This window comes from Nocardia sp. NPDC102475 (genome assembly GCF_055584605.1).
This window is the reverse complement of sequence record NZ_JBVJLS010000017.1, coordinates 45,567-71,311: the sequence shown is the minus strand read 5'-3', so window position 1 is coordinate 71,311 and position 25,745 is coordinate 45,567. Positions and strand designations below refer to the sequence as shown.

The following is a 25,745-nucleotide window of genomic DNA, read 5'->3' as shown; positions in this document are numbered from 1 at the left end:
CGAGTCGAATTCGACTCGGGGCCTTTGCTCATCTGTCAGTGCGCGGACTTACCGTTCTGACCGTTCGTCTTCTCCTGGACCTTCTGCAGTACGGCGAGCTGCTTGTGCTCTTCCGCGTGGTCGTCCTCGAAGGCCTGCTCGATCTCGTGCGGCGGGTCGGCGCGCAGGAAGCTACCGGTGCCCGGCTTACCGGCCGAACCCAGCTTGTTCATCTTGTTGGGCACAGGCGCGCCCTGGTACTCCAGCGGGATCGGGTGGCCGTGATCGTCGACCGGGCCCAGCGGCTGGTGCACCTCGATGTACTCACCGTGCGGCAGACGCTTGATCACACCGGTCTCGATGCCGTGCTCGAGCACCGCCCGGTCACTGCGCTGCAGACCGATGCAGAACCGGTAGGCGAGGAAGTACGCCACCGGCGGCACGACCAGCAGGCCGATGCGGCCCATCCAGGTGGTGGCGTTCAACGAGATGTCGAACTTCAGCGCCAGGATGTCGTTGACGCACGAGAGTGTCAGCACCACGTAGAAACCGATCGACATCGCACCGATCGCCGTGCGCACCGGCACGTCGCGCGGGCGCTGCAGCAGGTTGTGGTGCACATCGTCGCCGGTGAGGCGCTTCTCGATCCACGGGTACAGGATCAGCACCGTGAACACCAGACCCATGATCAGCGCCACCCAGAACACGGCGGGCACCGTGTAGCGACCCAGGTAGAGCTCCCACGGCGGCATCAGACGCGCCAGACCGTCGGTCCACATCATGTAGAAGTCGGGCTGCGAACCCGCCGACACCTGCGAGGGGTTGTACGGACCCATGTTCCAGATCGGGTTGATCTGCAGTACACCGGCCATGATCGCAACGATGCCGAGGGTGAAGGCGAAGAACGCGCCCTGATCCGAGGCGAAAACCGGCACGATGCGCGCACCGACGACATTGTTCTCGGTGCGGCCGGGGCCGGGGAACTGCGTGTGCTTCTGATACCAGACCAGCGCGACGTGCGCGGCGATCAGCGCCAGGATGATGCCGGGGAACAGCAGCACGTGCGCGATGTACAACCGCGGGATGATGATGTCGCCGGGGAAGTCGCCGCCGAAGATCAGCCAGTGCATCCAGGTGCCGACGATCGGGATACTCATCGTGATACCGCCGAACGCGGCCCGCAGACCGGTACCCGAGAGCAGATCGTCGGGCAGCGAGTAGCCGAAGAAGCCCTCGAACATGGCCAGGATCAGCAGCAGGCAGCCGATGACCCAGTTCGCCTCACGCGGCTTGCGGAACGCACCGGTGAAGAAGATGCGGAACAGGTGCACGATGATCGAGGCCGCGAAAAGCAGGGCGGCCCAGTGGTGCACCTGGCGCACGAACAGACCGCCGCGCACCTCGAAGGAGATGTTCAGCGCCGTCTCGTAGGCCCGCGACATGGTCACACCACGCAGCGGCTGGTAGGCGCCGTTGTAGACGACCTCGCTCATCGACGGATCGAAGAACAGCGTCAGATAGACACCCGACAGCAGCAGGATGATGAAGCTGTAGAGCGCGATCTCGCCGAGCAGGAACGACCAGTGGGTCGGGAAGACCTTGTTGATCGACCGCTTCATGAACGCCGCGGCGCGGTACCGCTCGTCCGCGGAGTTGGCTTGGGCTGCGGCTGAAGGACTCATGAACGACGCTCCCAGTAGGCCGGTCCGAGCGGCTCGATGAAGTCGCCCGCAGCGACCAGGTAGCCCTCGGAATTAACGGTGATCGGCAGCTGCGGCAGTGCGCGAGCGGCAGGACCGAAGACCGGCTTACCCCATTCGGTCGCCAGGAACTGCGACTGGTGGCAGGGGCACAGGATCTTGTTGGTCTGCTGCTCGAACAGCGACGTCGGGCAACCGAGGTGGGTGCAGATCTTCGAGTAGGCGAAGTAGTCGCCGTAGTTGAAGCTCTCCTGCCCCTTGCGCTTGATGGCCTTCTGCGCGTCTTCGGTGCGCAGCCGGATCAGCATGACGGCGTTGCGGATACCGCGCAGGGACTGCAGCGTCGCGTGCTCGTCACCGCGCCACTTCTCCTTCCACGGGAACACCGTCTCCATCGCGCCCGCGTCCAGATCCTCGGGACGCACCAGCATGACGTCCTCGGGGCGGCCGGTGTCGCGACGGATGTAGATCGTCTCGCCGGGGAAGTCCGGGGTCCAGCCCGAGACCCACAGCGGGGACTTGTCGCCCTTGGCCCACGGGTTCTTGATCATGCCGCCGACGAAGACCAGCAGCGCACCGATACCGAGCACGCCGACACCGGCGCCCGCGGTCCGGGTGATCATCTTGCGGCGACCCAGCGTGGAGGTGTCCAGCGCGTCCTGCAGCTCGGCGACCAGGGTGCGGCGCTCGACCTCGGGCGAGGGCCCGTCGTGGCGCACCTGGATGGACAGCTCGGCCGGGATGAACTTCTTGCGGATCAGCACGACCGCGACGCCGATGACCAACACGGCGATACCGAGGCTGAGGCCGACCAGCGGGGTGAACAGCGAGTAGGCGGTGTGGCCTTCCTCGTTCGAGCCCTTGAACTCCCAGGGCCAGAACAGGAAGACCCCGACCAGGACCGCGGCGGCGATACCGGAGACCGCGAACCAGAACGAGACCTGCCGCTCGGCGCGCTTCTCGGCGCGGGTGCCCGGCACCGGGAACCGCTGGCGCCGGTAGGCGACGTCGACGCCGTCGCGCTCGGTACCGAGCTTGACCAGCTCGTCGCGCGACATCGCGTCGAGTTCTTCCTCGGTGGGCTCAGCCGGTGTGGTGTTCACCTGCTCGTTCGACGGCTTCGCACCGTCGTGGCCCTCATCCGGCCGACCCATGTCAGTTGGCTCCTTGCTGTCGCTCATGCCTCCGCCTCGCTGTCGCTCGGCTCCGACATGACCGACATGTCGGCTGTGTTTGTTGTTCGCTCGCTGCGCTCGCTCATGAACGTGATCCGATCCACATCGCGGCGCCGACGACGAGCGTGATGCCGACCACCCACATGGCCAGACCCTCGGTCGCGGGACCGAACCCGCCGAGATCCCAGCCGCCGGGGCTCTTCTCCTCGGTGGCGTTCTTGACGTAGGCGACGATGTCGCGCTTCTCTTCCGGGCTCAGCTGCCGGTCGGAGAACTTGGGCATGTTCTCGGGGCCGGTGAGCATCGCGGCGTAGATCTGCTGCTCAGTGGCGGGCTCCAGCGGCGGCGCGTACTTACCGGAGGACAGCGCGCCGCCACGGCCGGTGAAGTTGTGGCAGGACGCGCAGTTCATCCGGAACAGCTCGGACCCGCGAGCGATGTCCGGCCCACGCAGCGATTCCTGCGCGATCTCGCCGATGGCGTCGCGCACCACGGAGGGGCCGCCCCCGTTTGCGGCGACGTACGCGCTGAGGGCGTCGGTCTGGTGGGCATCGAACTTCGGCGGCTTGCGCGTGGCCTGAGCCTGGTTGGCGGCCAGCGGCATGCGACCCGAGGAGACCTGGAAGTAGACGGCCGCCTCACCGACGCCGATCAGGCTCGGACCGCGGTCGGGCACGCCCTGGAGGTTGGCGCCGTGGCAGGTGATGCAGGAGGTCTCGTAGAGCTGCTTACCGTCGCGGATCAGCGCGGACTGGTCCTCGTGCGCGGTCGCGACTTGGGGGTCCGGCGTGATCGCGGTGGCAAGGAATCCGGCTCCGACGAGGCCCACCAACAGCGCAAGCCCACCCGCGATGCGACGCCGCATACGGCGTTGCTTGCGCGTCTTGCTTGCCTGGCCTGCCGCGACATCTTGGCGGCTGATCGCCGCGCTGGGGCTGGCGGGCTCTGGCGCTGACGGGGGAGATGAACTCATCTGTGTCCCTTTGGAGTAGACGGAACCGACTTGTGCAAAAGATTTGGGGTACTGGCCCGACTCAGCGGACGAAGTAGATCGTGGCGAACAGCCCGATCCAGACGATGTCGACGAAGTGCCAGTAGTACGAGACGACGATCGCGGCGGTGGCCTGTGCCGGGGTGAACTTACTGACCTTGGTGCGGACCAGCAGGAACACGAAGGCGATCAGACCGCCGATGACGTGCAGACCGTGGAAACCGGTGGTGATGTAGAACACCGAGCCGTAGGCACTGCTCGAGATCGAGGTGCCTTCCTTGACCAGGTTGGTGTACTCGTAGCCCTGACCGGCCACGAAGAGCGCACCCATGATCAGGGTGACGACGTACCAGCGGCGCAGGCCGAACACATCGCCCTTCTCCGCCGCGAACACACCCATCTGGCAGGTGAACGACGAGGCGACCAGCACGGTGGTGACCGGCACGGCAAGCTTCAGGTTCAGCTCGGTCGGTTCCGGCGGCCAGTTGCCGTGGGCCTGGGCGCGCGCGACGAAGTACATCGCGAAGAGCCCGGCAAAGAACATCAGCTCGCTGGACAGCCAGATGATGGTACCGACGCTCACCATGTTGGGCCGGTTCAGCGAATGCACACGCTGAGTAATGGCCGATCCTGGGGTCCCTACTGCGGTCGTCACGGGGGTAAGTATGACTCGTCGTAGTACGACACAAGTACCCGGGTGCGAAACTTGTCCTCCCGTGTCGGAAAACGCACGGACAGACGGTGTCTCGACCGAGGTGGTCAGCGTGTTGATTACCAGCACGCACGGCTGCGGCGCGGCAGGTGGGACGGCCTGTGCGACTCCCTTGGCGAGCATGGCAGGCGTTGGTAAGGAAAAGCTGAGATCAGGAGGCGGATGTGACGCGTTGGTGGCAACGGCTGTTCGGTGGGAACGAACCCGAACCGCTCGATCCGACCCGTTCCGATCTAGTAGTCGTAGCGGAGTGCTTCGATGACTCCGAGGCGTGTTCGACAACACTCGCGCGCGCTTCGGCTCTCAAAGCCGACGAGCCCGCGCTGCTGCGCCATCACTTGCGCATTCCGCCCGATCGGATCGATGAGGTGTGTGCGATCGCGGCCCAGGACGGTTACGTCGCAGCGCCACGCACCGAAGGTCCACACGAACTGGAATCGTTGATCCTGCAACGGGTTCAGCTGCTCGACGCACTGCATTGTTCGCAGGAGCGGGCCAGGATGGCCGGTCTCGCCCAGCGCCACGACGGCGTCGCGGACGGCTGGGACGCCCTGCAACCGGGTTCCGCGACCGCGCAGCGGTAATAACGTCTCGACCACTACGCTCTATCGCGACAGACTGGTGCGCGAACCAGTGGTGACAGGAGAAGTGGACATGCGCAGCTGGCCCCAAGTACTCGGGACCCTTGCCGATGGCGGCGATCTGGCAGCGGACGACACGACCTGGGTGATCGACGAGATCTTCACCGACAATGCGACGCAGGCGCAGATCGCCGCATTCGGTGTCGCGATGAAGATCAAGGGCCCGACTCCTACCGAGCTGTCCGGCATGGCCGCGGGCATGCTCGGCCACGCTCGCCTGGTGCACGTCGACGGCGACGCGGTGGACATTGTCGGGACCGGCGGTGACCGGTCCGGTTCGGTGAATATCTCGACGATGTCCTCGATCGTGGTGGCCTCGGCCGGTGTGCCCGTGGTCAAGCACGGCAATCGCGCGGCCTCCTCGAAGAGCGGTGGCGCCGATGTGCTGGAGGCATTGGGCGTGAAGCTGGCTCTCGGCCCCGAGGCCGTGGCTCGCTGCGTGCGCGAGGTCGGCATCGGCTTCTGCTTCGCGCCGCTGTTCCACCCCGCGTTGCGCTTCGCTGGTCCGGCCCGCAAGGAAATCGGCATCCCCACCGTTTTCAATGTGCTCGGCCCGCTTACCAACCCCGCGCAACCGCGGGCCGGGCTGGTCGGCTGCGCGTTCCCCGAACTACTGCCGGTGATCGCCGGGGTCTTCGCCGAGCGCGGCGCCAGCGCCATCGTGGTGCGCGGCAATGACGGCCTCGACGAGATCACCACCTCCGACACCACCGACGCATGGGTGGTGTCGGGCGGGAAACTGCGGGAGACCACCATCGATCCGACCCGCGTCGGCATCGCACGCGTCGAGCTGGACGCATTGCGTGGCGGTGACGCCGAGGTCAATGCGGGTGTCGCACGCAGCGTATTCGCGGGTAGCGCGGGCCCGGTGCGCGATGCCGTACTGCTGAACTCCGCCGCCGCCATCGTCGCCTACGACTTGTCTCAGGGGGTCGGCGATCCGGACGGCGATATCCACGACGCCATCGCCGCGGGCATCGATCGCGCCGCCGAAGCCATCGACACCGGCAGATCCGCGGCCCTGCTCGACCGCTGGGCCAAGCTCACCAACACCCTCGGCGACAACTGACTGCCGCGGCACTGATCGCCGCATGTCGGCAGACCTCTTGTGGCGGTACAGGTTACAGTGACGCGCCAATCCGGCGTTGCCCCGTTTTCGCGTCGGGCGTACGCCGCCCGGCTCGACTGCTGAGGAGCACATGATGAAGCGGGGCGTTTACGCGGCACTGGGCGTGCTATCCATCGCCGCGGCGATCGCCGGCGGACCCGCCGCCGCGCACGCGGCACAGGGCAGCCTGGTCGTCAACGGCAGCGTCTACCGCGAACCGTCCGGCTGCCTGCAGATCGGCGTGGGCGCCGCCCCCTTGGCCATCGAGAACCACACCGACGCCACCGTCACCGTCTTCTATATGGCCGGTTGCAAGGGCGAAGCCGGCGCCGAACTCCCCTCCGGCGCCTCCCGCACCTTCTCCGGGTCCTCCATCCTCGTTCGCTGAGTACGGCTCACTCGCCGAGGGAGAAGCCCGCTTCGACGTCGGCGCTGGAGTAGGACTTGAAGGCGATGTGGGTGGTGGTGCGGGCGACGCCCGGGGTCTTGTCGATCCGGCCGGTCACCACCTCGGCGATCTCCTCGTGGTCGCGCACCCGCACGATCGCGATCAGGTCGACATCGCCCGCGCAGGAATAGACCTCGGTGACGCCCACGGTGTCGGCGACCGCCTGTGCGGTCTCCGGAATGCGGGCGTTCTCGGCCTGGATCATCACGATCGCGGTAATCATGGCTGTCAGCCTAGGCGGTCACCGCCCTTGTACTCCGCGAGTTCGGCCTCCGGCCCGTGCAGGCGGGCCCGTGCGGCGGCATCGGCGAGATCCGCCCACCCGGCCCAGCGTCCGGCACTTCGGATCGGATCGCCGTACCCCTCACTCGTGCGCACGATCCGCACCCCAGGCCGCCCCAGCCATCGCGTCACCAGACCGACCTCCTCCGGCGACGCACCGCGCAACGGCGGCACCGGATCCGGCAGTACGGTCTCCGATGCCGCGACGATGCGTTCGATCACCGGCATGGGCGGCACACCCCGCACCGAGATGCCTGCCCCCGCCAGCCGCCCATAGCGGATCACCGCGTACTCCCAACCGCCCGCACCGTCCGGATGCGCCGCGATCAGTTCGCCGATCCGCGCCACCGCGGCGAGTCGCTGGGTGCGGTGCAGCGCCCGCACCACCGCGACGGTCCGGTCGCGCAGTCGGGCGGCGGCCTCGAAATGTTCGGCGTGCGAATGGGTTTCGATTCGGTCGAGCATGGCCCGCAGCTTCGCGTCGGAATGCCCAGCGAACAGCGCCCGGACGGCCGCGGCGGCGGGTTCGTATTCCTCCCTATATATAGGAGTGCCGCTGACGGCCGCCGGGCATCCGCCGACCACCGCGGGCGGACAGTCGTGGCGACCGTCGCGCGGCAGTCGCGCGGTGCAGGTGCGCAGGCCGCTGTGCTCCGCGATGGTCAACGCGATGTCGTTCGCGTCCGTCCGAGAAGAGAAGGGCCCCAATGCATCCGCGGTCGGTGTGCGCGCGATCGCGAATCGGGGAAAAGGTTCGTCGGTCAGCGTTATCCACCAACCGCGCTTCGGGAATTTCGACCGCCGGTTATAAGGCGGTGTATGCGCGACGATCAGTCGCAGCTCGCGCACACCGGCCTCCAGACCGTGCGCGCACACCACGTGGTCGACCCGGATGGCAAGGGAGACCATCTCTTTCATCCGGCCGCGGGTCTCGGATCCGGTGAAGTAATTGCGCACGCGTCGGCGCAGGTTCACGGCCGTCCCTATATAGAGGACTTCGTCGGAGGGCCCGCGGAAGAGGTAGACGCCCGGACTCGACGGCAGATCGTTGGCGAGCACCCGCTTGGCGCGTTGGCGCGGTGTGACATTCGGCAGATAGTCGAGCAGTTCGGTCAGGCTGTGCACGCCGAGATTGCCGACCCGACCGATGAGGGCGTGCAGCACGTCCACTGTCGCCCTTGCATCGTCGAGTGCACGGTGGTTCGGCTGGGTGCTCGCACCGAGCAGCGGCGCGAGCACCCCGAGCCGAACCGAGGGGGCCTCGTCGCGGGCGAGGACGCGCCGCGCCAGCTTCACCGTGCACACCACCGGCCCGCTCGGCCACGACGTATCCATGCGGGCCGCCGCGGCGCGCAGGAAGGCCATATCGAAGCGGGCGTTGTGTGCGACCAGCACCGCGCCCTTGGCGAATTCGAGAAAACCCGGCAGCACGGCCTCGATCCGGGGGGCCTCGTAGACCATCGCGGTGGTGATCCCGGTGATCTGCACGATCGCGGGCGGTATGGCTCGTCCCGGATTCACCAGGGTCGCGAACTCCCCCAGCACCTCACCGCCGCGCACCTTCACCGCACCGATCTCGGTGATGGCATCGCCCTCGGGGCTGGTGCCCGTGGTCTCGAGGTCGACGACCACGAAGGTGGTGTCGTAGAGCGGCGTCTCGAGCTCGTCGAAGGCCAACTGCAGTGCGGCGGCCTGGCGCGGCGTCGGATCGGGCACGGCGTGCAGCGTAGGGCCTCGGTACGACAGGAACCGCCGGAAAAGTCACCTGGGATTTCAGCAGAGAAATGTCCGAATTACACGGCGAGGATTTCGCTCCGTTTCCCACGAAATGATCTAGAACACCAAAAAGTGGTGCACGTCACACTATTCGGCAAATTGCATCAAACGGGCGGACACGCCCGGGGACTCGGAGGCGATGCCGTCGGCGCGCTGCCCGCAACCCGGGCGCCGCGACCGATCGGTTCGACTCGCCCGGCCGAACACGCACCAAGATACGCGCACCACCTGGGGAAATTCTGAGAAATCCGGCGTCTGAGACACGCCGGGTCCGGACGTCTTCCAGCTCGGCCACGATGCCGAGATCCCCGGAAAATCACGCGTTGTTATCGTTTCGTGATTGGTGTGACATAAGTCGCACATATTCGGCGGCAAATTTGTTGAGCATCGCCATTTCGGATGTCTCCGGCTTTACAAAACACCGTGATGTGTTCGTAACCTTTTCGAGACCTCACGGAGTTCGGCGCACCACCCGACGGTGCTTCGACACGCAGTCCGCTGTACCACCGGGTGCGGCGTCGTGGGGCAGATTGGAAGTACCGCATCATGGCGACCAACACCGTCAAGCGACATGCCAAGCGTGCCGTCGCGGCCGGAGCCGTCGGAGCTGCCACGCTCGGCGTCTTCCTGTTGCCCGCCGCGCCCGCCTCGGCCCAGCCGGTCAACATCCCCGGCGTCGGCACCTTCGACGTACCCAACGAGATCCCGATCCCGCAGGGCATCCCGGGCATCGAGGTGCCCAACCCCGCCCCGCTGCCGTTCATGGCCCCCAAGAAGTCCGTCGGCGACATCGCGCTCGACGCCGCGTTGAGCAAGGTCGGCTCGCCGTACGTCTACGGCGCCGCGGGCCCGAACGCCTTCGACTGCTCGGGTCTGGTCAAGTGGTCCTACCAGCAGGCCGGCCTGGAGCTGCCGCGCACCAGCGGTGAGCAGCTGAACGCGGGCGCCCCAGTCTCGCTCGACGACCTGCAGCCGGGCGATCTGGTGTCGTTCTACGGCGGCAGCCACTCCGGCCTGTACGCCGGTGACGGCAACGTCGTCCACGCCTCCACCTCCGGCACCCCGGTGAAGGTCGCGCCGATCTCCTCCATGCCGGTCGCCGGCGCGCGCCGCTTCTGAGCAGCTCTTTCGATCATCCCGCCCGGCCGTACGAGACGGCCGGGCGTCGGGACGGCATGAGTGATCATTTTGTGGCCCACTGGACACAGACCTACGCCGTTCCGTAACCTAATCGAGACCTTCCCGGCTTGCGGGTTCGCCGCAGAAGTTCCGCAGCTTGCGGAGGCGACAAGATCGCTTCACGAGAGAAACGGGGCCTGGCGCGCTGTGACAGCACATCACCGGAGACATCGCAGGAAACGTCTGGTGGGAGGGGCATTAGCGGCAGCAGTCTTGGGCGCCGCACTCTCCGGAGGCAGTCCAGCCGGAGCCGATCCGGCAGCCATGCCGACCACGGCCGGCGAGGCCGTACAGCGGATGATCGACCTGTCCCGCGAATCCGAGCAGCTCAATCAACAGGCGCTCGGCGCACAGGCCGATCTCGACACCAAACTCGACGCCCTGCACGATGCCGACGCCAAACTCGACGCGGCCACGCAGACCGCCGATGCGGCCCGCGAGGAAGTCCGCAAGTTCCAGCCGATCATCGATCGCACCGTGATCGCCGCCTACCAGGGCGCGCGCACGAGCCGGCTCTCCGCTGTCCTGTTGAGCGATTCGCCGCAGCGTCTGCTGGACCAGATGTCCACCATCGACGTGATCTCGGCCAAGAACTCCGAGCAGCTCAATCTCTACAGGCAGGCGACCGCCACCGCGACCGAGGCGGAAAAGACCGCACGCGCCGCCTCCGACACCGCACGCGCCGCCTCCGATAAGGCCGACCAGGTACGCGCCGATCTCGAGCGCAAGCGGGCCGGTCTGTCCGGCTCCATCGCGCAGGTGGTCGAGGCGTGGGGTCAGTTGTCCACCAAGGACAAATCGGCATTGGCCGGATCGCCGTTCCCACCCGGCTTCGATACCGACACCCTGCTGCGCGGGCTGGTTCCCGGCAGCGGCACCAGCGCATTGGCCGCCGGACTCACCCGCATCGGCGACCCGTATGTCTGGGGCGCGACCGGACCGCATCAGTTCGACTGCTCCGGTCTGGTGCAGTGGGCCTTCAAACAGGTCGGCAAGGATGTGCCGCGGACCAGTTCGCAGCAGGCCTCCTACGGCACCCCGGTGGATCAGAAGGATCTGCAACCCGGCGACGTCGTGTTCTTCTATTCCGATATCTCCCATGTCGGCATCTACGCGGGCAATGGAATGATGCTGCACGCCTCCACATTCGGGGTTCCGGTAGCCGTTGCGCCGATGGGGTCGACGCCCTATCACTCGGCTCGGCGATACTGATCAGCTATGAGTAGCTTTCGGCGGGCCCACGCCTGGTTGTTCGTGCGGCGCCGCTTCCAGTTCGTCGCCACCGTCGTGATGGTCACCGTACTGACGGGAACCTGCGGTGCACTGCTGATGATGCCGAATTCGGTACTGCCGAAACTGCGTGCGGCCCAGCCGACTTCGATCGGCAGCCTGCGCGCCGCCGATGACGATCCGCGCCTTGCCTCGGTGCGTCGCACGCTCGAACCCTTCGGGCAACTCGTCACGGAACAGGTGCCGACCGGGAACGGCCAGGAGTCCCTGGTCGTCGGTCATCCGGCGCAGCGGGCCGAAATGGATACGCTCGCGGGCGAACTCGCCGCCGCGACCACGGCCGTCACCGGTGTGTGGGGTCCGGGCTGGGCCCAGTCCGCGATGGTGGTGGTCGCGTCGAATCCGTCGGAGTTCGCCGCGCTGGTGCGCTCGGGTGCGAGCATGCCCGCCGACGTCGCCGCGGCCTCGGTCGCCGATCCGTTCGTGCCTGGCACCCAGCCGACCGGCCAGCGCGTGGTCTTCAGCTCCGATGCCGGACGCCGCCTCGACGCCGACGGTCTGCGCACTCTGCTGCGCCATGAACTCACCCATATCGCCACGCGGGCCCAAACCATCGACGGCGCACCGCAGTGGATGCTCGAGGGTTTCGCCGAATTCGTGGCCCACCTCGGCACCGGACATCATTTCGCCGATATCGCGCCGACGGTGGCCACCCGCATTCGCGCCGGAGATGTCCCCCGCGATCTCCCGTCCGCCGCCGACTTCGCTGGCAGCGGTGCCGTCGCCGCCTATGAGCAGGCGTGGTCGGTCTGCGCGTTCGTCGCCGACAAGTTCGACCAGCCGCGCCTGGTCGAGCTCTACCGCCGCATCGCCGCGGGCAAACAGGACCACGCGAGCGAGGACCGCATCATGCGCGATGTGCTCGGCACCAGCCGCGACGATCTGGTCGCCGACTGGCGCGGTTGGTTATCGGGCCAAGCCACTTGAGTCGAGCGTCGTTGCACCCCTGACTACGACGGAGCGAGTCTTACGAGCGAGGAGTTCGCGGCCTATCTTGCGGCCGACCGACCGCAGTGCACGAAGCCCCGACTTCCACTGCTGACTCAACCCACACGGAGCGAGTCCTACGAGCGACGTTCACGGCGCCGCAAATTAGACACAGCGCCGCAGGCGCGGCAAATCCAACACAGTAGTTTGTTCGCATGGCCCGAACTCTGCTGGTTACCAATGATTTCCCGCCGCGGCCGGGCGGTATCCAGTCGTATCTGCAGGCGTTGGCCGGTGAGCTGCCGCCCGATGATCTGGTCGTTTACGCTCCGCGGTGGCATGGCGACAGTCATCTGAAATTCGATGCGAAGCAGAAGTTCCAGGTGGTGCGCCACCCGACCACGCTGATGCTGCCGACCCCGCTGGTGCTGCGGCGGGCCGCGCGCCTGCTGCGCAGCGAGAACTGCGACACGGTGTGGTTCGGTGCGGCGGCGCCGCTGGCACTGCTGTCGCCGAAGCTGCGGCGCGCGGGCGCCACCCGGATTCTGGCGAGTACACATGGCCACGAGGTCGGCTGGTCCATGCTGCCGGGTGCGCGGCAGGCATTGCGCGCGATCGGTGACCACACCGATGTCGTCACCTATGTCAGCAGATATACGCGCGGCCGGTTCGCCTCGGCGTTCGGGGCGAATGCCGCACTCGAATATCTGCCGCCGGGAGTGGATACCGAGGTGTTCCGGCCGGATCCGGCCGCGCGCGCGGAATTGCGCGAGCGCTACGGCCTCGGCGATCGCCCGACCATCCTGTGCCTGTCCCGGCTGGTTCCGCGCAAGGGCCAGGACGCGTTGATCGTCGCCATGCTCGAGATCCGCGCGCGGATTCCCGGTGCGGTGCTGGTGGTCGCGGGCGGCGGACCGTACGAGGACAAATTGCACGGGCTCGCGGCAGCCATCGGCGTCAGCGATGACGTGGTCTTCACCGGCCGGGTCCCGTCCAGCGAACTCGCCGCCCACCACACTCTGGCCGATGTATTCGCCATGCCGAGCCGCACCCGCGGGGCCGGACTCGATGTCGAAGGTCTGGGCATCGTGTACCTGGAGGCCTCGGCGGCCGGAGTACCGGTGGTGGCCGGACGTTCGGGCGGTGCGCCGGAAACCGTGCTGGAGGGTAAGACCGGCCGCGTCGTCGACGGACGCAAGACCACCGAGATCGCCGACGCCATCGTCGAGATCCTGTCCGATCGCGATGCCGCCGCCGAGATGGGCGCGGCGGGACGCGCCTGGGTCGAGGAACAGTGGCGCTGGGACAGTCTGGGCGCGCGACTGCGTCAACTGCTGCAATAAAGGCGACGGCGGCTCACAGGTTCGCGCTGTGATCTACTACGCTCGGGCCGTGAGCAGTATTCAGGTCGCTGATCAGACGTTTGTCGCCGCCCCCGGGGCCGCGGTCGCCGAGATCCTGGCCGGGGAGAACAATTGGCGCCACTGGTGGCCCGATCTGACCCTCGGCGTCCGGGAAGACCGGGCCGACAAGGGTATTCGCTGGTCGGTCACCGGTGCGCTGACCGGAACCATGGAGGTATGGCTGGAGCCCGCACTCGACGGGGTGATCCTGCACTACTTCCTGCACGCCGAACCGAAGGCGCCGACACGGGATCCGGCCGCCGCGAATCGGGCGCGCCGGGTGGCGGGCAAGGATATGTCGTTCGAGATCAAGGCCAGGCTGGAGGCGGGCCGCGCGGCCGGTATCGCACCGGCACACGCCGCACCGACCGCCCGCTGACGCACACGAGCACAGCAGCTGAAAGGAATCGTTGTCCGCCATGGCCGACAGGACCCAGAGGTCGATCATCATCGATGCACCGTCGCGGCGGGTGATGTCCGTCATCGCCGATCTGGAGTCCTACCCGGAGTGGGTCTCGGCGGCGAAAACCGTTGAGGTGCTGGAGAAGAGCGCCGACGGCCGGGCCCGGACCGCGCGCTTCGTGCTCGATGCCGGAGTCGTCAAGGACACCTACGTGCTGTCCTACACTTGGCGGCCCGACGATAAATCGGTCAGCTGGACGCTGATCAGCGGCGAACTGCAAAAGGCGCAGGACGGCACCTACGAACTCGTCGACCAGCCCGACGGCACCACCGAGGTGACCTATGAGCTGACCGTCGACCTGAATATCCCGATGATCGGCATGTTCAAGCGCAAGGCCGAGAAGGTGATCACCGATACCGCGCTCAAGGAACTGAAGAAACGGGTCGAAGGCTGATCACGCACAAGCCCGAGGCGGCCGGTACTCGGGTCGAACTATTCATCGGCAAAGGCGGAGTCGGCAAGACGACGCTGGCCTGCGCTACCGCCATGGCCTATGCCCGGGCGGGGCAGCGGGTGCTGGTGGCCTCGCTGGATCAGGCGCATTCGCTCGGCGACGCGCTCGGCTTCCGTTTTCCGCACGATCCCGGCACCGTGCCCGGGATCGCGAGCGTAGTGTCCGGACTCGATGTGATCGAGGTCGATTCCCTTGCGCTGCTGGAGGATCGGTTCCGTGAGGTGGCGCGCGTGCTCGCGACCGGAACCGACCACGATCACGGCGTCGACCTGGCCGCACTGGATCCGGCCGAGTTGACCGGACTGCCCGGCGTGCAGGAACTGCTGATGCTGGTGGAGATCACCCAGTTCGCCGCCGAGGACGACTGGGATGTGATCGTGGTGGACTGCCCGCCCTCGGCGGATATGTTGCGCATCATCACCGCGCCGGAAACCCTGCTCGGATATGTGGAGCGGATGTGGCCGCCGCATGCGCGGGCGATGAGCATGGTCGGCACCGATCTGCGGCGCGCGGTGCTGGCCACCACGGTCGAGCGGATCGTCAAGGCGGTCACCGAGGTGCGTGATCTGCTCACCGATCACGGACGAACCGGTGCGCGACTGATCACCGTCGCCGAACAGGTCGCCATCGCCGAATCGGAGCGGGTGCGTTCGGCGGCGGCGCTGCTCGGTCTGCGGTTGGATGCGGTGGTGGTGAACAAGGTGCTGCCCGCCGTGCCCCCGCCGACCGCACTCGAGGTGGCCGCCCATCCCGCCGTGCAGTGGTATGTGAATCGACGCGCCGAACAATTGGATGTGGTGAACCGGCTGCAACGGGGTATGAACGGGACACGGGTGCTGATCGCACAGCACACCGGGCCCGAACCGGTCGGGCTCACGTCCCTGTCCGCGCTGTCGTATGCGATGGATTCGGGTGAGCGGTTGAATGCCGACTCGAAGCTGAGCGACAATCCGGCGGAGGTTCGCACAAGTTCCGGCGAGCCGGTGGTTCGATTGGAATCGGGCACCGGTCTGCATTCGGTGTACGCGTTGCGGATGCACCTGCCCGTCGTCGATCCGGCGACGCTGCGACTGGGACGAGTGGAGGACGATTTGATCGTGGGAGCGGACGGGGTCCGACGCCGGGTGCGCTTGGCTCCGGTATTGCGACGGTGCACGGTCGACGGCGCCGAACTCGACAACGGCTATCTGATCGTGCGTTTCCACCCGGACCCGGAAGCGTGGCCGGTATGAGCGAGCGCAGCGAGCGAATCCTGTCACAGCGTGCATCGCGCATGCCGGAGCCGAGCGCTAGCGAGGCGCAGGCATGAGCGATTCGAACGACTGGCCCGGCGCTGCCGAGCCCGGTGACGGCCTCGGTGAATTCGCCGCGGAATTGAAGCTGCTGGCCGAGGCGGTGCTCGAACGGGTCGAACCCGTGCTGCGGCAGGCCGCCGACGGACAGCCGGACTGGTCGAGTTGCAGTTGGTGCCCGGTCTGCGCGGCCGCGGCGCTGGTGCGCGGTGAGCATCACGATGTGCTGGCGGTGGTGGCCGATCACGGGACCGCGATCGTCACGGTGCTGCGCGAGGCGCTCGCCGGGGTGCCGGTCGAACCGGTGATGCCCGAAGACGGTGTGCCGCACGATCATTCGTTCGCTACCGAGCAGCACGACGACCCACCGGATACGGAATCCACACCCGCCGACGCGGATACCCGCACACGGCAGCCGAACTCGGCCGGGCGCAAGCGATCCCGCTACGTCGGCATCCCCGTGACGATCAAGGCATGACGGCGCGAGTAGCAGATGCGCGACCGCTGACCGTCGGAATCGACGTCGGTGGCACCAATATTCGCGCATCGGTGGTCGACGGCGACGGCGAGGTGCTCGACACCGTGGTCGCGCCCACGCCGCATTCGGCGCGCGCACTGGAGAACGCGCTGGACCGCACGGTCCGCGAACTGTGCCGCAGACATCCGATCAGCGCGGTCGGCCTCGCGGTGGCCGGATTCATCAACGCCGATCGCTCGACGGTGCGCTTCGCACCGCACCTGCCCTGGCAGGACACCCCGGTCGCGCAGCGGCTCACCGAACGCCTCGAACTGCCGGTGATCCTCGAACACGACGCCAATGCCGCCATGTGGGCCGAGTACCGCTTCGGCGCGGCGGCGGGCGGGCACAATTCGGTGCTCGTCGCGATCGGCACCGGCATCGGCGCGGCACTGCTCATCGACGGCGAACTGTATCGGGGCACGCACGGCGTCGCACCGGAGCTGGGACATCTGCAGGTGGTGCCGCAGGGCCGGTCCTGTCCGTGCGGTAAACGCGGCTGCTGGGAAAGGTATTGCAGCGGAACGGCTCTGGTCGATACCGCGATCGAAATGCTGGCCACCGATCCGGTGCATTCGACGGTGCTGGCGCGCGAGGTGCTGCGTGATCCCGGTTCGCTGACCGGACGCCGGGTGGCCGGGGCCGCCCAGGACGGCGACCCGTTGGCCGTTGCGGTCATGGCCGATTTCGCCCGCTGGCTCGGGCTCGGACTGGCATTCGTCAGCGATATCTTCGATCCCGGGCTGATCGTGATCGCCGGTGGCGTAAGCAGTTCGGCGCCGCAGTTCCTGGACGAGGCGCGCGAGGAGTACGCGCGGGCGATCACCGGCGCCGGGCATCGGCCGCTCGCCCGGATCCGGACCACACAGCTCGGTGAGGCGGCGGGGATGATCGGCGCGGCGGAGCTCGCCAGGGCCACCCTCGCCGAAACCGGCCGCGGCCGTTCCTGGGCGGCTCGTTCCACCCACTGAGCGGTCGGTTATCAGAACTCGAGAACATGTGGTGAGATACGCCGCTCGGCTTGGATGTGATCTGTACCCAGCGGTAAAGTCGGCAACAGACGGTTGTACTCGTAAACGATCCCGGCCGCGGGGGTTAGGACGCCATGCTCTACTGGATGCTGAAGTACCTGTTCCCAGGACCGTTCATGCACCTCTACAACCGTCCGACGGTCGAAGGCGTGGAGCATATCCCCGCCGACGGACCGGCCATCCTGGCCGGGAACCACCTGTCCTTCTCGGACTGGTTGTTCGCTCCCTTGATGAGCCCGCGTCGGATCAGCTATCTCGCCAAGGCCGAGTACTTCACCGCCCCCGGCTTCAAGGGTCGGCTGCAGAAGTTCTTCTTCAGCGCCACCGGCCAGTACCCGATCGACCGCAGCGGCGCCTCCGCGGCCGAGGACGCGCTCAATGCCGCACGCAAACTGCTCGACAAGGGTCACCTCGTCGGTCTGTACCCGGAGGGCACCCGCTCCCCCGACGGTCGCCTCTACAAGGGCAAGACCGGCCTGGCGCGGCTCGCGCTCGAGACCGGTGTGCCCGTCATCCCGGTCGCCGTCGTCGGCACCTTCGAGGTCTGCCCACCCGGCCCGTTCCGCTGGCGCCGCCACAAGGTCACCGTCAAATTCGGCGCCCCCATCGACTTCTCCCGCTACGAAGGCATGGGCGGCAACCGTTTCGTCGAACGCGCCGTCACCGATGAGGTCATGTACGACCTCATGCAGCTCGGCGGCCAAGAATACGTCGACGTCTACGCCGCCAGCCTGAAAAAGGGCGTCCCCAGCGGCGCCGCCCCCGAAGCCACCCGAATCCCGGAGACGGCCGCCAGCTAGCCCCTCCCACTTCCACGAGCCCGGTGCCGAGCGCACCGGGCTCGTTCGGTTTCGGCGGCTCCACAGCCCGGCGCATATCGTTGAGTCGTGACGGTGCGCGCAAAGATTTGCGGGATCAGATCCGAAGGCGATCTGCGGATCGCGCTGGCCGCCGGTGCCGACGCCATCGGATTCATCTCCGGGATCACCCATTTCAGCGAAGACGCCCTCGATGCCGAGCGCGCGGCGGCGCTGTCGCGACTCGCTCCGCCCTTCGTCACCCGTGTGCTGGTCACCCATCTGGAGGAAGCGGCCGCGATCGTGGAGCTGGCCGACCGAGTCGGGGTGGATGCGATCCAGGTTCACGGGCTCGTCACCATCGACACCGTTCGTGAAGTCCGCAAGACCGCCGGTGGCCGGAAGGTCATCAAGGCGGTGCACGTCACGGGGCCGGAGGCCGTCGAAACCGCGTGTCAGGCCGCCGCGGATTGTGATGCGGTACTGCTCGATTCACGCACCGCCGACCGCTTGGGCGGCACTGGACGCACGCACGACTGGTCGGTGAGCGCGGCCGTAGTGACAGCGCTGCACGAGCTGGGCTGCCCGGTGATCCTCGCCGGTGGTCTCGGTCCGGACAATGTCGCTGCTGCCGTCGCACGGGTGCGTCCGTTCGCGGTAGACGTCAATAGCGGAGTCGAAACAGCCACCGGGGACAAGAATCCCGACGCATGTGCGGCGTTCGTGGCAGCGGCACACGAGGCATTCGTTCCTCGAGCCCGACGGCCATGAGCCACCGGGTCCGGCGAGCAGCGTCGCCGCGGCTGCCCGCAATCACAGTGCCGACAAGCGCCTCGTTGCGGCCGATGATCCCGGCGGTCGTGGCATCCAATCGCCGCAACGCCCACCGGTAACCGCGAGCCCGTGGCATCTCGGGGCCAGCGATCTCGGCAACAGCCGGGTGCGGGTCTCACCGGGGAGGCACAATCACGGGGTACCTGTTCCGAGTGCGGTAACTGCGGACGTGCAGTGGTGAAAGCTGGTGCACCGCAAGACGAGCGAGGGAGTCACGGTGTCGGAGATAGCGCCGGATCTGTTGTTGTCTCTCGCCGTGGCGGCGGCGCATCAGTTGGGGTATTCGTGCCGGGTGGCGGCCGCCGATGACGTGATGCTGTCCGGGCCCGCGGGGGATGTGATGGTCGGATTGACGAATTTGCGGCGGATGGCCGCGGATGAGCCGCCGGATCAGTGGCCGGCACTGGTGGCGGATTATCTGAGTACCGGGCTGGTCGATCTGGAGGTCGACAGCGATCCGCTCGATACCGGCGACTTCGCGATGATGCGGGGGCTCATCAGGACTCGGCTCTACTCCGGGCACGGCGGTGCGCCCGATGTGGTGCGTCGCCAGGTCGCACCGGGCCTGATCCAGCGGGTGCTGATCGATCAGGTGCACACCATGGCTCCGGTCACCTATCCGATGCTGCGGCAGTGGCCGATCGACGAATACGACCTGTTCGCCCTCGCCGAGCGGAACACCCGCAGCGACGGTCCATTGGATGTGCTCACTCATCAGATCGATACGCCGAGCGCCGACGGTGTCGAAATCACGATGCTGTGCGGCATCTCCGACTACATCACCGCGCACGCGTGCTGGCTCGACGCGTATCCGGTGATCGGACCGGCGGGTGCGGTATTCGTGGTGCCGTCGCAGCGCCATATCTACGCGCACCCGGTGGCGAATCTCGAGGTGGTCCAGGCCACCACGGTGCTGGCCCAGGTCGCGGTGCTCGATTACACGCAGCGCCCGTGGCCGGTCAGCCAGGACGTCTACTGGTGGCACGGCGGCACCATCGAGTTGGCCGCCGCCACGCAGCACACCGGTGAATCGCTCTGCATCTATCCGTCGGACGACTTCCTCGCCGCGTTGAACGAACTCCCCGAGCCCTGACGAGATCTACGTCACACGGTAGTACCTCTCGCATCCATGCCGTCACGTTTCGGACCGCTCGACCGTCTTATGCGTAGCCGGCTGTCGATCGAGAAGGAGATGACAATGCCTGTGCTGTTCATTCGTTACGAGGTGGCGCCACGCGGCTCGGACGGGAGCCCGCGATGAGCTCGAAGGCGGCGCAGCAGGCCGACGCCGCGGACGAGCGGTACCGCGCCGCTGCCTTCGTGAAACGTTCGATCAACAAGGTCTTCCCGACGCACTGGGCCTTCCTGCTCGGCGAGATCGCCTTGTACAGCTTCATTATTCTGCTGATCTCGGGCATCTACCTGACGCTGTACTTCGATCCGTCGATGACGGAAGTGGTCTACGACGGCGCGTATCAACCGCTGCGGGGCGTGCACATGTCGGCGGCTTATGCCAGCTCCCTGGACATTTCGTTCGAGGTGCGCGGCGGTCTGTTCGTCCGGCAGGTACACCATTGGGCCGCACTGATGTTCCTGGCCGCGATCATCGTGCACTGCCTGCGGATCTTCTTCACCGGCGCGTTCCGCAAACCGCGCGAAGCGAATTGGGTGATCGGCTCGACCCTGCTGGTCCTGGCCATGTTCGAGGGCTACTTCGGCTACAGCCTGCCCGACGATCTGTTGTCGGGCACCGGTCTGCGTTCACCGCTCGGCGGGATCACGATGAGCGTCCCGATCGTCGGAACCTGGATCCACTTCGCCCTTTTCGGCGGCGAATTTCCGGGCGAGGTGCTGATTCCGCGTCTGTTCATCACGCATGTGCTGCTGTTCCCCGGCATCATGCTCGCGCTGATCGCCGCGCATATCGCGCTGGTCTGGTATCAGAAGCACACGCAATTCCCGGGACCGGGGCGCACCGAAGGCAATGTCATCGGTGCGCGCATCGTGCCGGTCTTCGCCGCGGACCAGGGTGCGTTCTTCATGTTCACCCTCGCCACAGTGGCGATCATGGGCGGGGTATTCCAGATCAATCCGATCTGGGAACTCGGGCCATACAATCCGGCGCAGGTGTCGGCGGGTTCACAACCGGACTTCTACATGATGTGGACCGACGGCCTGGCCCGGCTCATGCCGCCGTGGGAGATATACCTCGGCAACTACACCATCCCGGCGGCATTCTGGGTTGCCCTGGTGATGGGCCTGGTGCTCGTGATCCTGCCTGCCTACCCGTGGATCGAGAAGCGGCTCACCAAGGATTACGCGGCCCACAATCTGTTGCAGCGGCCGCGAGATGTGCCGGTGCGCAGCGGAATCGGCGCGATGGCGATCACCTTCTATCTGGTGCTGACGCTCAGCTGTGTCAATGACATCATCGCGTTGAAGTTCGACATCTCGCTCAATGCCACCACCTGGATGGGCCGCATCGGCCTGTTGATCGCACCGCCGATCGCGTACTTCATCACCTATAGGTTCTGCATCGGTCTGCAGCGCAGCGACCGGGCGGTGCTGGAGCACGGCATCGAGACGGGCATAATCAAGCGACTGCCGCACGGTGAGTACGTCGAGGTGCACCAGGCGCTCGGACCGGTCGACGAGCACGGCCATCCGGTGCCGCTGGTTTACCAGGGCGCGGCGATCCCGAAGAAGATGAACAAGCTCGGTTCGGCGGGCAAACCGGGCACCGGCAGCTTCCTGCGACCCGATCCCGTGGCGGAATCCGAGCGATACTTCGAGATCGAGCACGCCGAGGAACGCAAACAGCTCGCCGTGCTGCAGCAGTACCAGGACCGCAGCACCGACGGCGAAAGGCACACCCCATGATGTGGCTCACGCGCTCGCATGAGCCGGCTACCGAGGACTACGGCCTGCTCGTCGCGGCTGCGACGGTAGCCGCCGAAGGCACCGCCCGCATGGTGCGCGACCTGTTGCGCGTCAACGGGATCCGCGCCACCATCGGCCGGGCTCAGCCCGCCCGACACCGGGTACTCGTCTTCCCGGAAGACGCCGTCCGCGCATTCGAAATCCTCTGCGACAACACCATCTGAGGGTTGCGCCAAAAGACCCCGAACCATTCGGGTTCGGGGTCTTCGGTCATCCGGCGTCCGGCCACGAAATGATCACCGAAGTGGAATGCTGTGAGGCAGACAGTTCCGAGCGGTATGGGAGCGAATCATGAGCTTTCAGAAGATTCCACCGGGGACCCGGGGATCCCGGCCACCGTCACCCAATCCGGTGTTCCGTTTCCTCATCCAGGCGATGGAGCGATACCACCGATTCCGCCACGACCGATTCATGGGGATGGACCTGGTCTATCTGACCACTGTCGGCGCGAAGAGCGGTCAGGAACGTCGGGTGACGGTGAGCCGGTTTCCAGCCGATGACGGCGGCTGGCTGATCGTCGCCTCCATGGGCGGCGCGATCCAACATCCGGGCTGGTATCACAATATCGCCGCGCATCCGGATCAGGTGTGGGCCGAGGTGGGCGGTACGAAGTACCACGTCACGGCCGAACAGCTGGACGAGCAACGGCGTGAGCAGGCATGGAAACAGATCACCGCTGTGCAACCCCGCTATCTCGGCTACCAGAAGAAGACCGACCGGCTCATCCCGATCATTGAACTCCGACCGCGCAGCTGATACCGGGCGCCTGTTGGCCGAGCCGACGATGGCAGTTCACATGGTGTTGGACTCCCTGCGCCAAGGTGGGCCAATGACTGGTTCGGACTTCGGCATCTCCCGGCGCACCCTGCTGCGCACCTCCGCCCTCGGTCTCGTCGCGGTCCCCGCACTCGCCGCCTGCTCGAACGACGGGCCCACACTGGTCCGTCCGCGCCCGAAACTCACCCACGGCGTCGCGGTGGGCGATCCGCGCACCGACGGCGCGCTGATCTGGGCGCGCTCGGATCAGCCCGCGAAGCTGATCGTGGAGACCGCGGCCACCGAATCCTTCACCGACGCCAAACGATTCACCGGCCCGATGCTCACGCCGGACTCCGACGGCACCGGACGCATGCGTGTCAACGGTCTGCCCGCCGGCCAGCAGGTGCACTACCGGGTCACCCTGGAAGGCGAGGACGGCGCCACCTCCGAACCGATCACCGGTGTGTTCCGCACCGTGCCCACCGGCGCATCCGATATCAAGCTGCAGTGGTCCGGTGATGTGGTCGGCCAGGGTTACGGCATCAACCCCGAACTCGGCGGTATGAAGATCTTCTCCGCCATGGCCGCGCGCGACCCGCACCTGTTCATCCACTCCGGTGACTCGATCTACGCCGACGGCCCGCTGCAGGAATCGGTGACGCTGCCCGACGGCCGGATCTGGCGCAATACCGTCTCCGAGGCGAAAAGCGCTGTCGCGCAGACCCTGGCCCAGTTCCGCGGCAACTACGCCTACAACCTGACCGACCAGAACTACCGCCGCTTCAACACCTCGGTCGCCCAGGTGGTCCAGTGGGACGACCACGAAACCGTCAACAACTGGTACCACGGCGGCCTGGTCGCCGAGACCAAGGGCTACAGCGAGCGCAGCATGGACGCCCTCGCGACGCGCTCCTGGCAGGCCTTCCACGAGTGGATGCCATTGGAGCCCAAGGAGGCGGTCGACAGCCGCCTCTACCGCAAGATCTCCTACGGCCCGCTGCTGGACATCTTCGTCCTGGATATGCGGACCTATAAGGACACCAACGACATCGACAACGGACCCACCGGTCGCATCTTCGGTCCGGAACAGACGAAGTGGCTCATCGAGGGTCTGCGCGATTCCAAGGCCACCTGGAAAATCGTCGCCAACGACCTACCGCTCGGCCTTGTCGTCAAGGACGGTGAACAAAAAGTCACGGCATATGAGGGCCCCGCCAATGGCGACAACGGCACACCGTCCGGCCGGGAAACCGAAATCGCCCAGGTGCTCTCGGCGATCAAGGCGAACAAGGTGGGCGGCGTGGTCTGGCTGACCGCGGACGTGCACTACACCGCGGCCCACCACTATTCGCCCGAGCGCGCCGCCTTCACCGACTTCGACGAGTTCTGGGAGTTCGTGTCCGGACCGCTGAATGCCGGTGCGTTCGGCCCGAATCCGCTCGACGGCACCTTCGGTCCGGAGGCGGTCTTCGTGCACGCACCGACCGTTCAGAACGCCTCACCGCTGGACAGCTTCCAACATTTCGGTGAGGTGCTGATCGACGGCAAGTCAAGGGAACTGACGGTCAATCTGTGCGATGCGACCGGATCCGTCCTGTTCAGCCAGCGGCTGACGCCGCAGGTCCGGTAACCGTAGAGATCGAACGAGCATCGGAGGCCGCGCTGTGGTTAGCTTTCGGTCCATGAGCACGCCGCACACTGTCGCCGCCGAAGAATATCTACCTCGTGACACCGCGGATGTCGTTCGTACGGTGCGGAATTCACGCGGTCGCGCGGAAAACCTCACGGTGCGTGGCGGCGAACCGATCGACGACGGTCTGTCGTTACCCGATCCGCGCGCGGTGGTCTCGCTGCGAAAGATGAATGCGGTGCTCGATATCAACCTCGGCAGGCGCACCGTGCGAGTGCAGGCGGGCGCCAAACTCTCCGATATCGATCGCCGCCTCGGCGCACACGGGCTCGGGTTGCCGATCGTCGGCGACCACCGCGATATCACCGCGGGCGGATTCGCCTCGGTCGGCGGTGTCAGCACGGCATCGCACAAGTACGGCATGTTCATCGATCAGATCGTGGACCTGGAATACGTCGATCCGGACGGACGCATCGGCACCTGCGGTCGCAACCACCACACCGAGCGCTTCCACCGGATCCTCGGCGCGGGCGGACGCGCGGGCATCATCACCGCACTCACCCTCGATGCGGTCGATATCGACAAGGACCACACCTGGCTCACCACCGACGCCGACCGCTTCCTGGACTTCGACTCCTTCGTCGAACACGCCTACGCCGAAATCGCCCGGCCGGGCAATGTCGCACTGCAGGTCGGTCGTTGGGTCGATACCGCGCCGCTGAAGGTTTCGCGTCCGGTCGGCACCGGCCATGTGCAGTTGGGGACCGTGCGGTTCGGTCAGTGGTCGAGCCTCTACCCCACCACGCCCACCCGCTCGCTGCGGGCGCGCCGTGAGGTCGGCACCAAGACCAGGAAGTCGTTGGGCGTCATCGCCTCTGCCGCGGGCGGCCGCGCGGGTGCTCCGGTGCGCAATGCCGCGGCGGGCGCGCTCATGTTCGCCCCGAAGGTGCTGACATTGCGCGATGCGGAGTATCTGGCCGATACGGTCATCAGCTCCTCGGAACGCGGGCCCGCCTACCGGGTCGCGATTTTCGCGCCACTGTCGACCTACACCTCGGTTTTCTACAGACTGCACGATTTGTTTGCTGGACACCGGGAGCGGACCGGATGCTTCACCGTCATCTCCGCGATGACCTACGGCGTGCGCTCGAAGTACCTGCGTGAGGAGGCGCAAGCGCGCGGACTCGCGGTCGAGGACCACGGCCTGATCACCTTCACCTGCCGTTTGCGGCCCTCGGCGCTGCCCTCAGAACTGTTGCGCGACATCGTTACCGGAATCGATGAGATCTGCGCATCCGAACACGCCCTGCGGTACGACTCCGCGGATTAGACTGTGTCGCGCCGCATATAGTCGCCAGCAAATAGCTTCACCGCCCATCCGGCGGTTCGGCTACCTGTTGGCGACGGCGGTCGACTT

Annotated in this window: 26 protein-coding genes; 20 read left to right on the top strand and 6 right to left on the bottom strand. The window is 66.5% G+C overall.

Translation table 11 applies throughout. From position 1 onward, the window contains the following. Positions 1–35: 35 nt before the first annotated feature. The 4 genes from qcrB (ACZ60G_RS28270) to ctaE all read right to left on the bottom strand — a co-directional run bounded on the left by qcrB (ACZ60G_RS28270) (position 36) and on the right by ctaE (position 4,500). Positions 36–1,661, bottom strand: coding sequence for a cytochrome bc1 complex cytochrome b subunit (gene qcrB, locus ACZ60G_RS28270; RefSeq protein WP_465813704.1), 1,626 nt, complete (start codon positions 1,659–1,661; stop codon positions 36–38). After that, a complete protein-coding gene (gene qcrA / locus ACZ60G_RS28265; RefSeq protein WP_465813831.1) occupies positions 1,658–2,833 on the bottom strand; it encodes a cytochrome bc1 complex Rieske iron-sulfur subunit in 1,176 nt (391 codons plus the stop codon). Before qcrA ends, qcrB (ACZ60G_RS28270) begins: the two co-directional genes overlap by 4 nt. Positions 2,834–2,936: 103 nt before the next feature. Beyond that, on the bottom strand, positions 2,937–3,827 hold the full coding sequence (qcrC, locus tag ACZ60G_RS28260; protein ID WP_465813703.1) for a cytochrome bc1 complex diheme cytochrome c subunit: 891 nt from the start codon (positions 3,825–3,827) through the stop codon (positions 2,937–2,939). 61 nt (positions 3,828–3,888) lie between these two features. Then, positions 3,889–4,500 carry an aa3-type cytochrome oxidase subunit III gene (gene ctaE / locus ACZ60G_RS28255; RefSeq protein ID WP_040688563.1) on the bottom strand — a complete coding sequence of 204 codons (612 nt, stop codon included), beginning with the start codon at positions 4,498–4,500 and terminating at the stop codon, positions 3,889–3,891. 221 nt (positions 4,501–4,721) lie between these two features. Here ctaE and ACZ60G_RS28250 point away from each other — a divergent pair, with 221 nt between their 5' ends. From ACZ60G_RS28250 to ACZ60G_RS28240, 3 genes are all read left to right on the top strand, one after another. Then, positions 4,722–5,141 carry a hypothetical protein gene (locus ACZ60G_RS28250; RefSeq protein WP_465813702.1) on the top strand — a complete coding sequence of 140 codons (420 nt, stop codon included), beginning with the start codon at positions 4,722–4,724 and terminating at the stop codon, positions 5,139–5,141. 70 nt (positions 5,142–5,211) lie between these two features. Next, positions 5,212–6,267 carry an anthranilate phosphoribosyltransferase gene (gene trpD, locus ACZ60G_RS28245; protein WP_465813701.1) on the top strand — a complete coding sequence of 352 codons (1,056 nt, stop codon included), beginning with the start codon at positions 5,212–5,214 and terminating at the stop codon, positions 6,265–6,267. Between the two features lie 133 nt (positions 6,268–6,400). Next, positions 6,401–6,694, top strand: coding sequence for a hypothetical protein (locus ACZ60G_RS28240; protein WP_465813700.1), 294 nt, complete (start codon positions 6,401–6,403; stop codon positions 6,692–6,694). A gap of 7 nt (positions 6,695–6,701) precedes the next feature. On the opposite strand, the gene ACZ60G_RS28235 is transcribed toward ACZ60G_RS28240, so the two are convergent. Together ACZ60G_RS28235 and ACZ60G_RS28230 are read right to left on the bottom strand one after the other, a co-directional pair. Next, entirely contained in the window at positions 6,702–6,977 is a 276-nt protein-coding gene (locus ACZ60G_RS28235; RefSeq protein ID WP_040688558.1) for an Lrp/AsnC family transcriptional regulator, read from the bottom strand. Between the two features lie 5 nt (positions 6,978–6,982). Continuing rightward, positions 6,983–8,752 carry a DEDD exonuclease domain-containing protein gene (locus ACZ60G_RS28230; protein WP_465813699.1) on the bottom strand — a complete coding sequence of 590 codons (1,770 nt, stop codon included), beginning with the start codon at positions 8,750–8,752 and terminating at the stop codon, positions 6,983–6,985. A 606-nt stretch (positions 8,753–9,358) separates the two neighbouring features. Between ACZ60G_RS28230 and ACZ60G_RS28225 the strand changes: the two genes are divergently transcribed. The 17 genes from ACZ60G_RS28225 (at position 9,359) to ACZ60G_RS28145 (ending at position 25,658) form a co-directional block, all read left to right on the top strand. Next, positions 9,359–9,931, top strand: coding sequence for a C40 family peptidase (locus ACZ60G_RS28225; protein ID WP_465813698.1), 573 nt, complete (start codon positions 9,359–9,361; stop codon positions 9,929–9,931). A gap of 207 nt (positions 9,932–10,138) precedes the next feature. Beyond that, positions 10,139–11,203, top strand: a complete 1,065-nt coding sequence (locus tag ACZ60G_RS28220; protein WP_465813697.1) for an NlpC/P60 family protein — start codon at positions 10,139–10,141, stop codon at positions 11,201–11,203. A 6-nt stretch (positions 11,204–11,209) separates the two neighbouring features. Next, positions 11,210–12,208, top strand: a complete 999-nt coding sequence (locus tag ACZ60G_RS28215) for a hypothetical protein (protein ID WP_465813696.1) — start codon at positions 11,210–11,212, stop codon at positions 12,206–12,208. A 215-nt stretch (positions 12,209–12,423) separates the two neighbouring features. Then, positions 12,424–13,551 carry a glycosyltransferase family 4 protein gene (locus tag ACZ60G_RS28210; RefSeq protein ID WP_465813695.1) on the top strand — a complete coding sequence of 376 codons (1,128 nt, stop codon included), beginning with the start codon at positions 12,424–12,426 and terminating at the stop codon, positions 13,549–13,551. Positions 13,552–13,600: 49 nt separating this feature from the next. After that, complete coding sequence (locus ACZ60G_RS28205) at positions 13,601–13,990, top strand: polyketide cyclase / dehydrase and lipid transport (protein ID WP_465813694.1); 390 nt, start codon at positions 13,601–13,603, stop codon at positions 13,988–13,990. Positions 13,991–14,030: 40 nt separating this feature from the next. Next, complete coding sequence (locus ACZ60G_RS28200; RefSeq protein ID WP_387294858.1) at positions 14,031–14,468, top strand: SRPBCC family protein; 438 nt, start codon at positions 14,031–14,033, stop codon at positions 14,466–14,468. Then, positions 14,465–15,760, top strand: coding sequence for an ArsA family ATPase (locus ACZ60G_RS28195; RefSeq protein WP_465813830.1), 1,296 nt, complete (start codon positions 14,465–14,467; stop codon positions 15,758–15,760). The genes ACZ60G_RS28200 and ACZ60G_RS28195 overlap by 4 nt, the downstream gene beginning before the upstream one ends. A 73-nt stretch (positions 15,761–15,833) precedes the next feature. Then, entirely contained in the window at positions 15,834–16,298 is a 465-nt protein-coding gene (locus ACZ60G_RS28190; RefSeq protein ID WP_465813693.1) for a hypothetical protein, read from the top strand. Next, positions 16,295–17,308, top strand: a complete 1,014-nt coding sequence (locus ACZ60G_RS28185) for an ROK family protein (RefSeq protein WP_465813692.1) — start codon at positions 16,295–16,297, stop codon at positions 17,306–17,308. The genes ACZ60G_RS28190 and ACZ60G_RS28185 overlap by 4 nt, the downstream gene beginning before the upstream one ends. A gap of 134 nt (positions 17,309–17,442) precedes the next feature. Then, positions 17,443–18,168, top strand: coding sequence for a lysophospholipid acyltransferase family protein (locus tag ACZ60G_RS28180; RefSeq protein ID WP_465813691.1), 726 nt, complete (start codon positions 17,443–17,445; stop codon positions 18,166–18,168). Positions 18,169–18,255: 87 nt separating this feature from the next. Then, positions 18,256–18,936, top strand: a complete 681-nt coding sequence (locus ACZ60G_RS28175; RefSeq protein ID WP_465813690.1) for a phosphoribosylanthranilate isomerase — start codon at positions 18,256–18,258, stop codon at positions 18,934–18,936. 280 nt (positions 18,937–19,216) lie between these two features. After that, positions 19,217–20,092: a hypothetical protein gene (locus tag ACZ60G_RS28170; RefSeq protein ID WP_465813689.1), complete on the top strand. Its 876-nt coding sequence runs from the start codon at positions 19,217–19,219 to the stop codon at positions 20,090–20,092. 164 nt (positions 20,093–20,256) lie between these two features. Beyond that, entirely contained in the window at positions 20,257–21,879 is a 1,623-nt protein-coding gene (qcrB, locus tag ACZ60G_RS28165) for a cytochrome bc1 complex cytochrome b subunit (protein ID WP_465813688.1), read from the top strand. Further along, the gene (locus ACZ60G_RS28160; RefSeq protein ID WP_465813687.1) at positions 21,876–22,103 is read left to right on the top strand and encodes a hypothetical protein; all 228 of its coding nucleotides are present in this window, start codon (positions 21,876–21,878) and stop codon (positions 22,101–22,103) included. Before qcrB (ACZ60G_RS28165) ends, ACZ60G_RS28160 begins: the two co-directional genes overlap by 4 nt. A gap of 127 nt (positions 22,104–22,230) precedes the next feature. Beyond that, positions 22,231–22,695: a nitroreductase/quinone reductase family protein gene (locus ACZ60G_RS28155; protein WP_245720957.1), complete on the top strand. Its 465-nt coding sequence runs from the start codon at positions 22,231–22,233 to the stop codon at positions 22,693–22,695. A 73-nt stretch (positions 22,696–22,768) separates the two neighbouring features. After that, a complete protein-coding gene (locus ACZ60G_RS28150; RefSeq protein WP_465813686.1) occupies positions 22,769–24,328 on the top strand; it encodes an alkaline phosphatase D family protein in 1,560 nt (519 codons plus the stop codon). A 52-nt stretch (positions 24,329–24,380) separates the two neighbouring features. Continuing rightward, a complete protein-coding gene (locus ACZ60G_RS28145; RefSeq protein ID WP_063042059.1) occupies positions 24,381–25,658 on the top strand; it encodes an FAD-binding oxidoreductase in 1,278 nt (425 codons plus the stop codon). Positions 25,659–25,745: the final 87 nt, after the last annotated feature.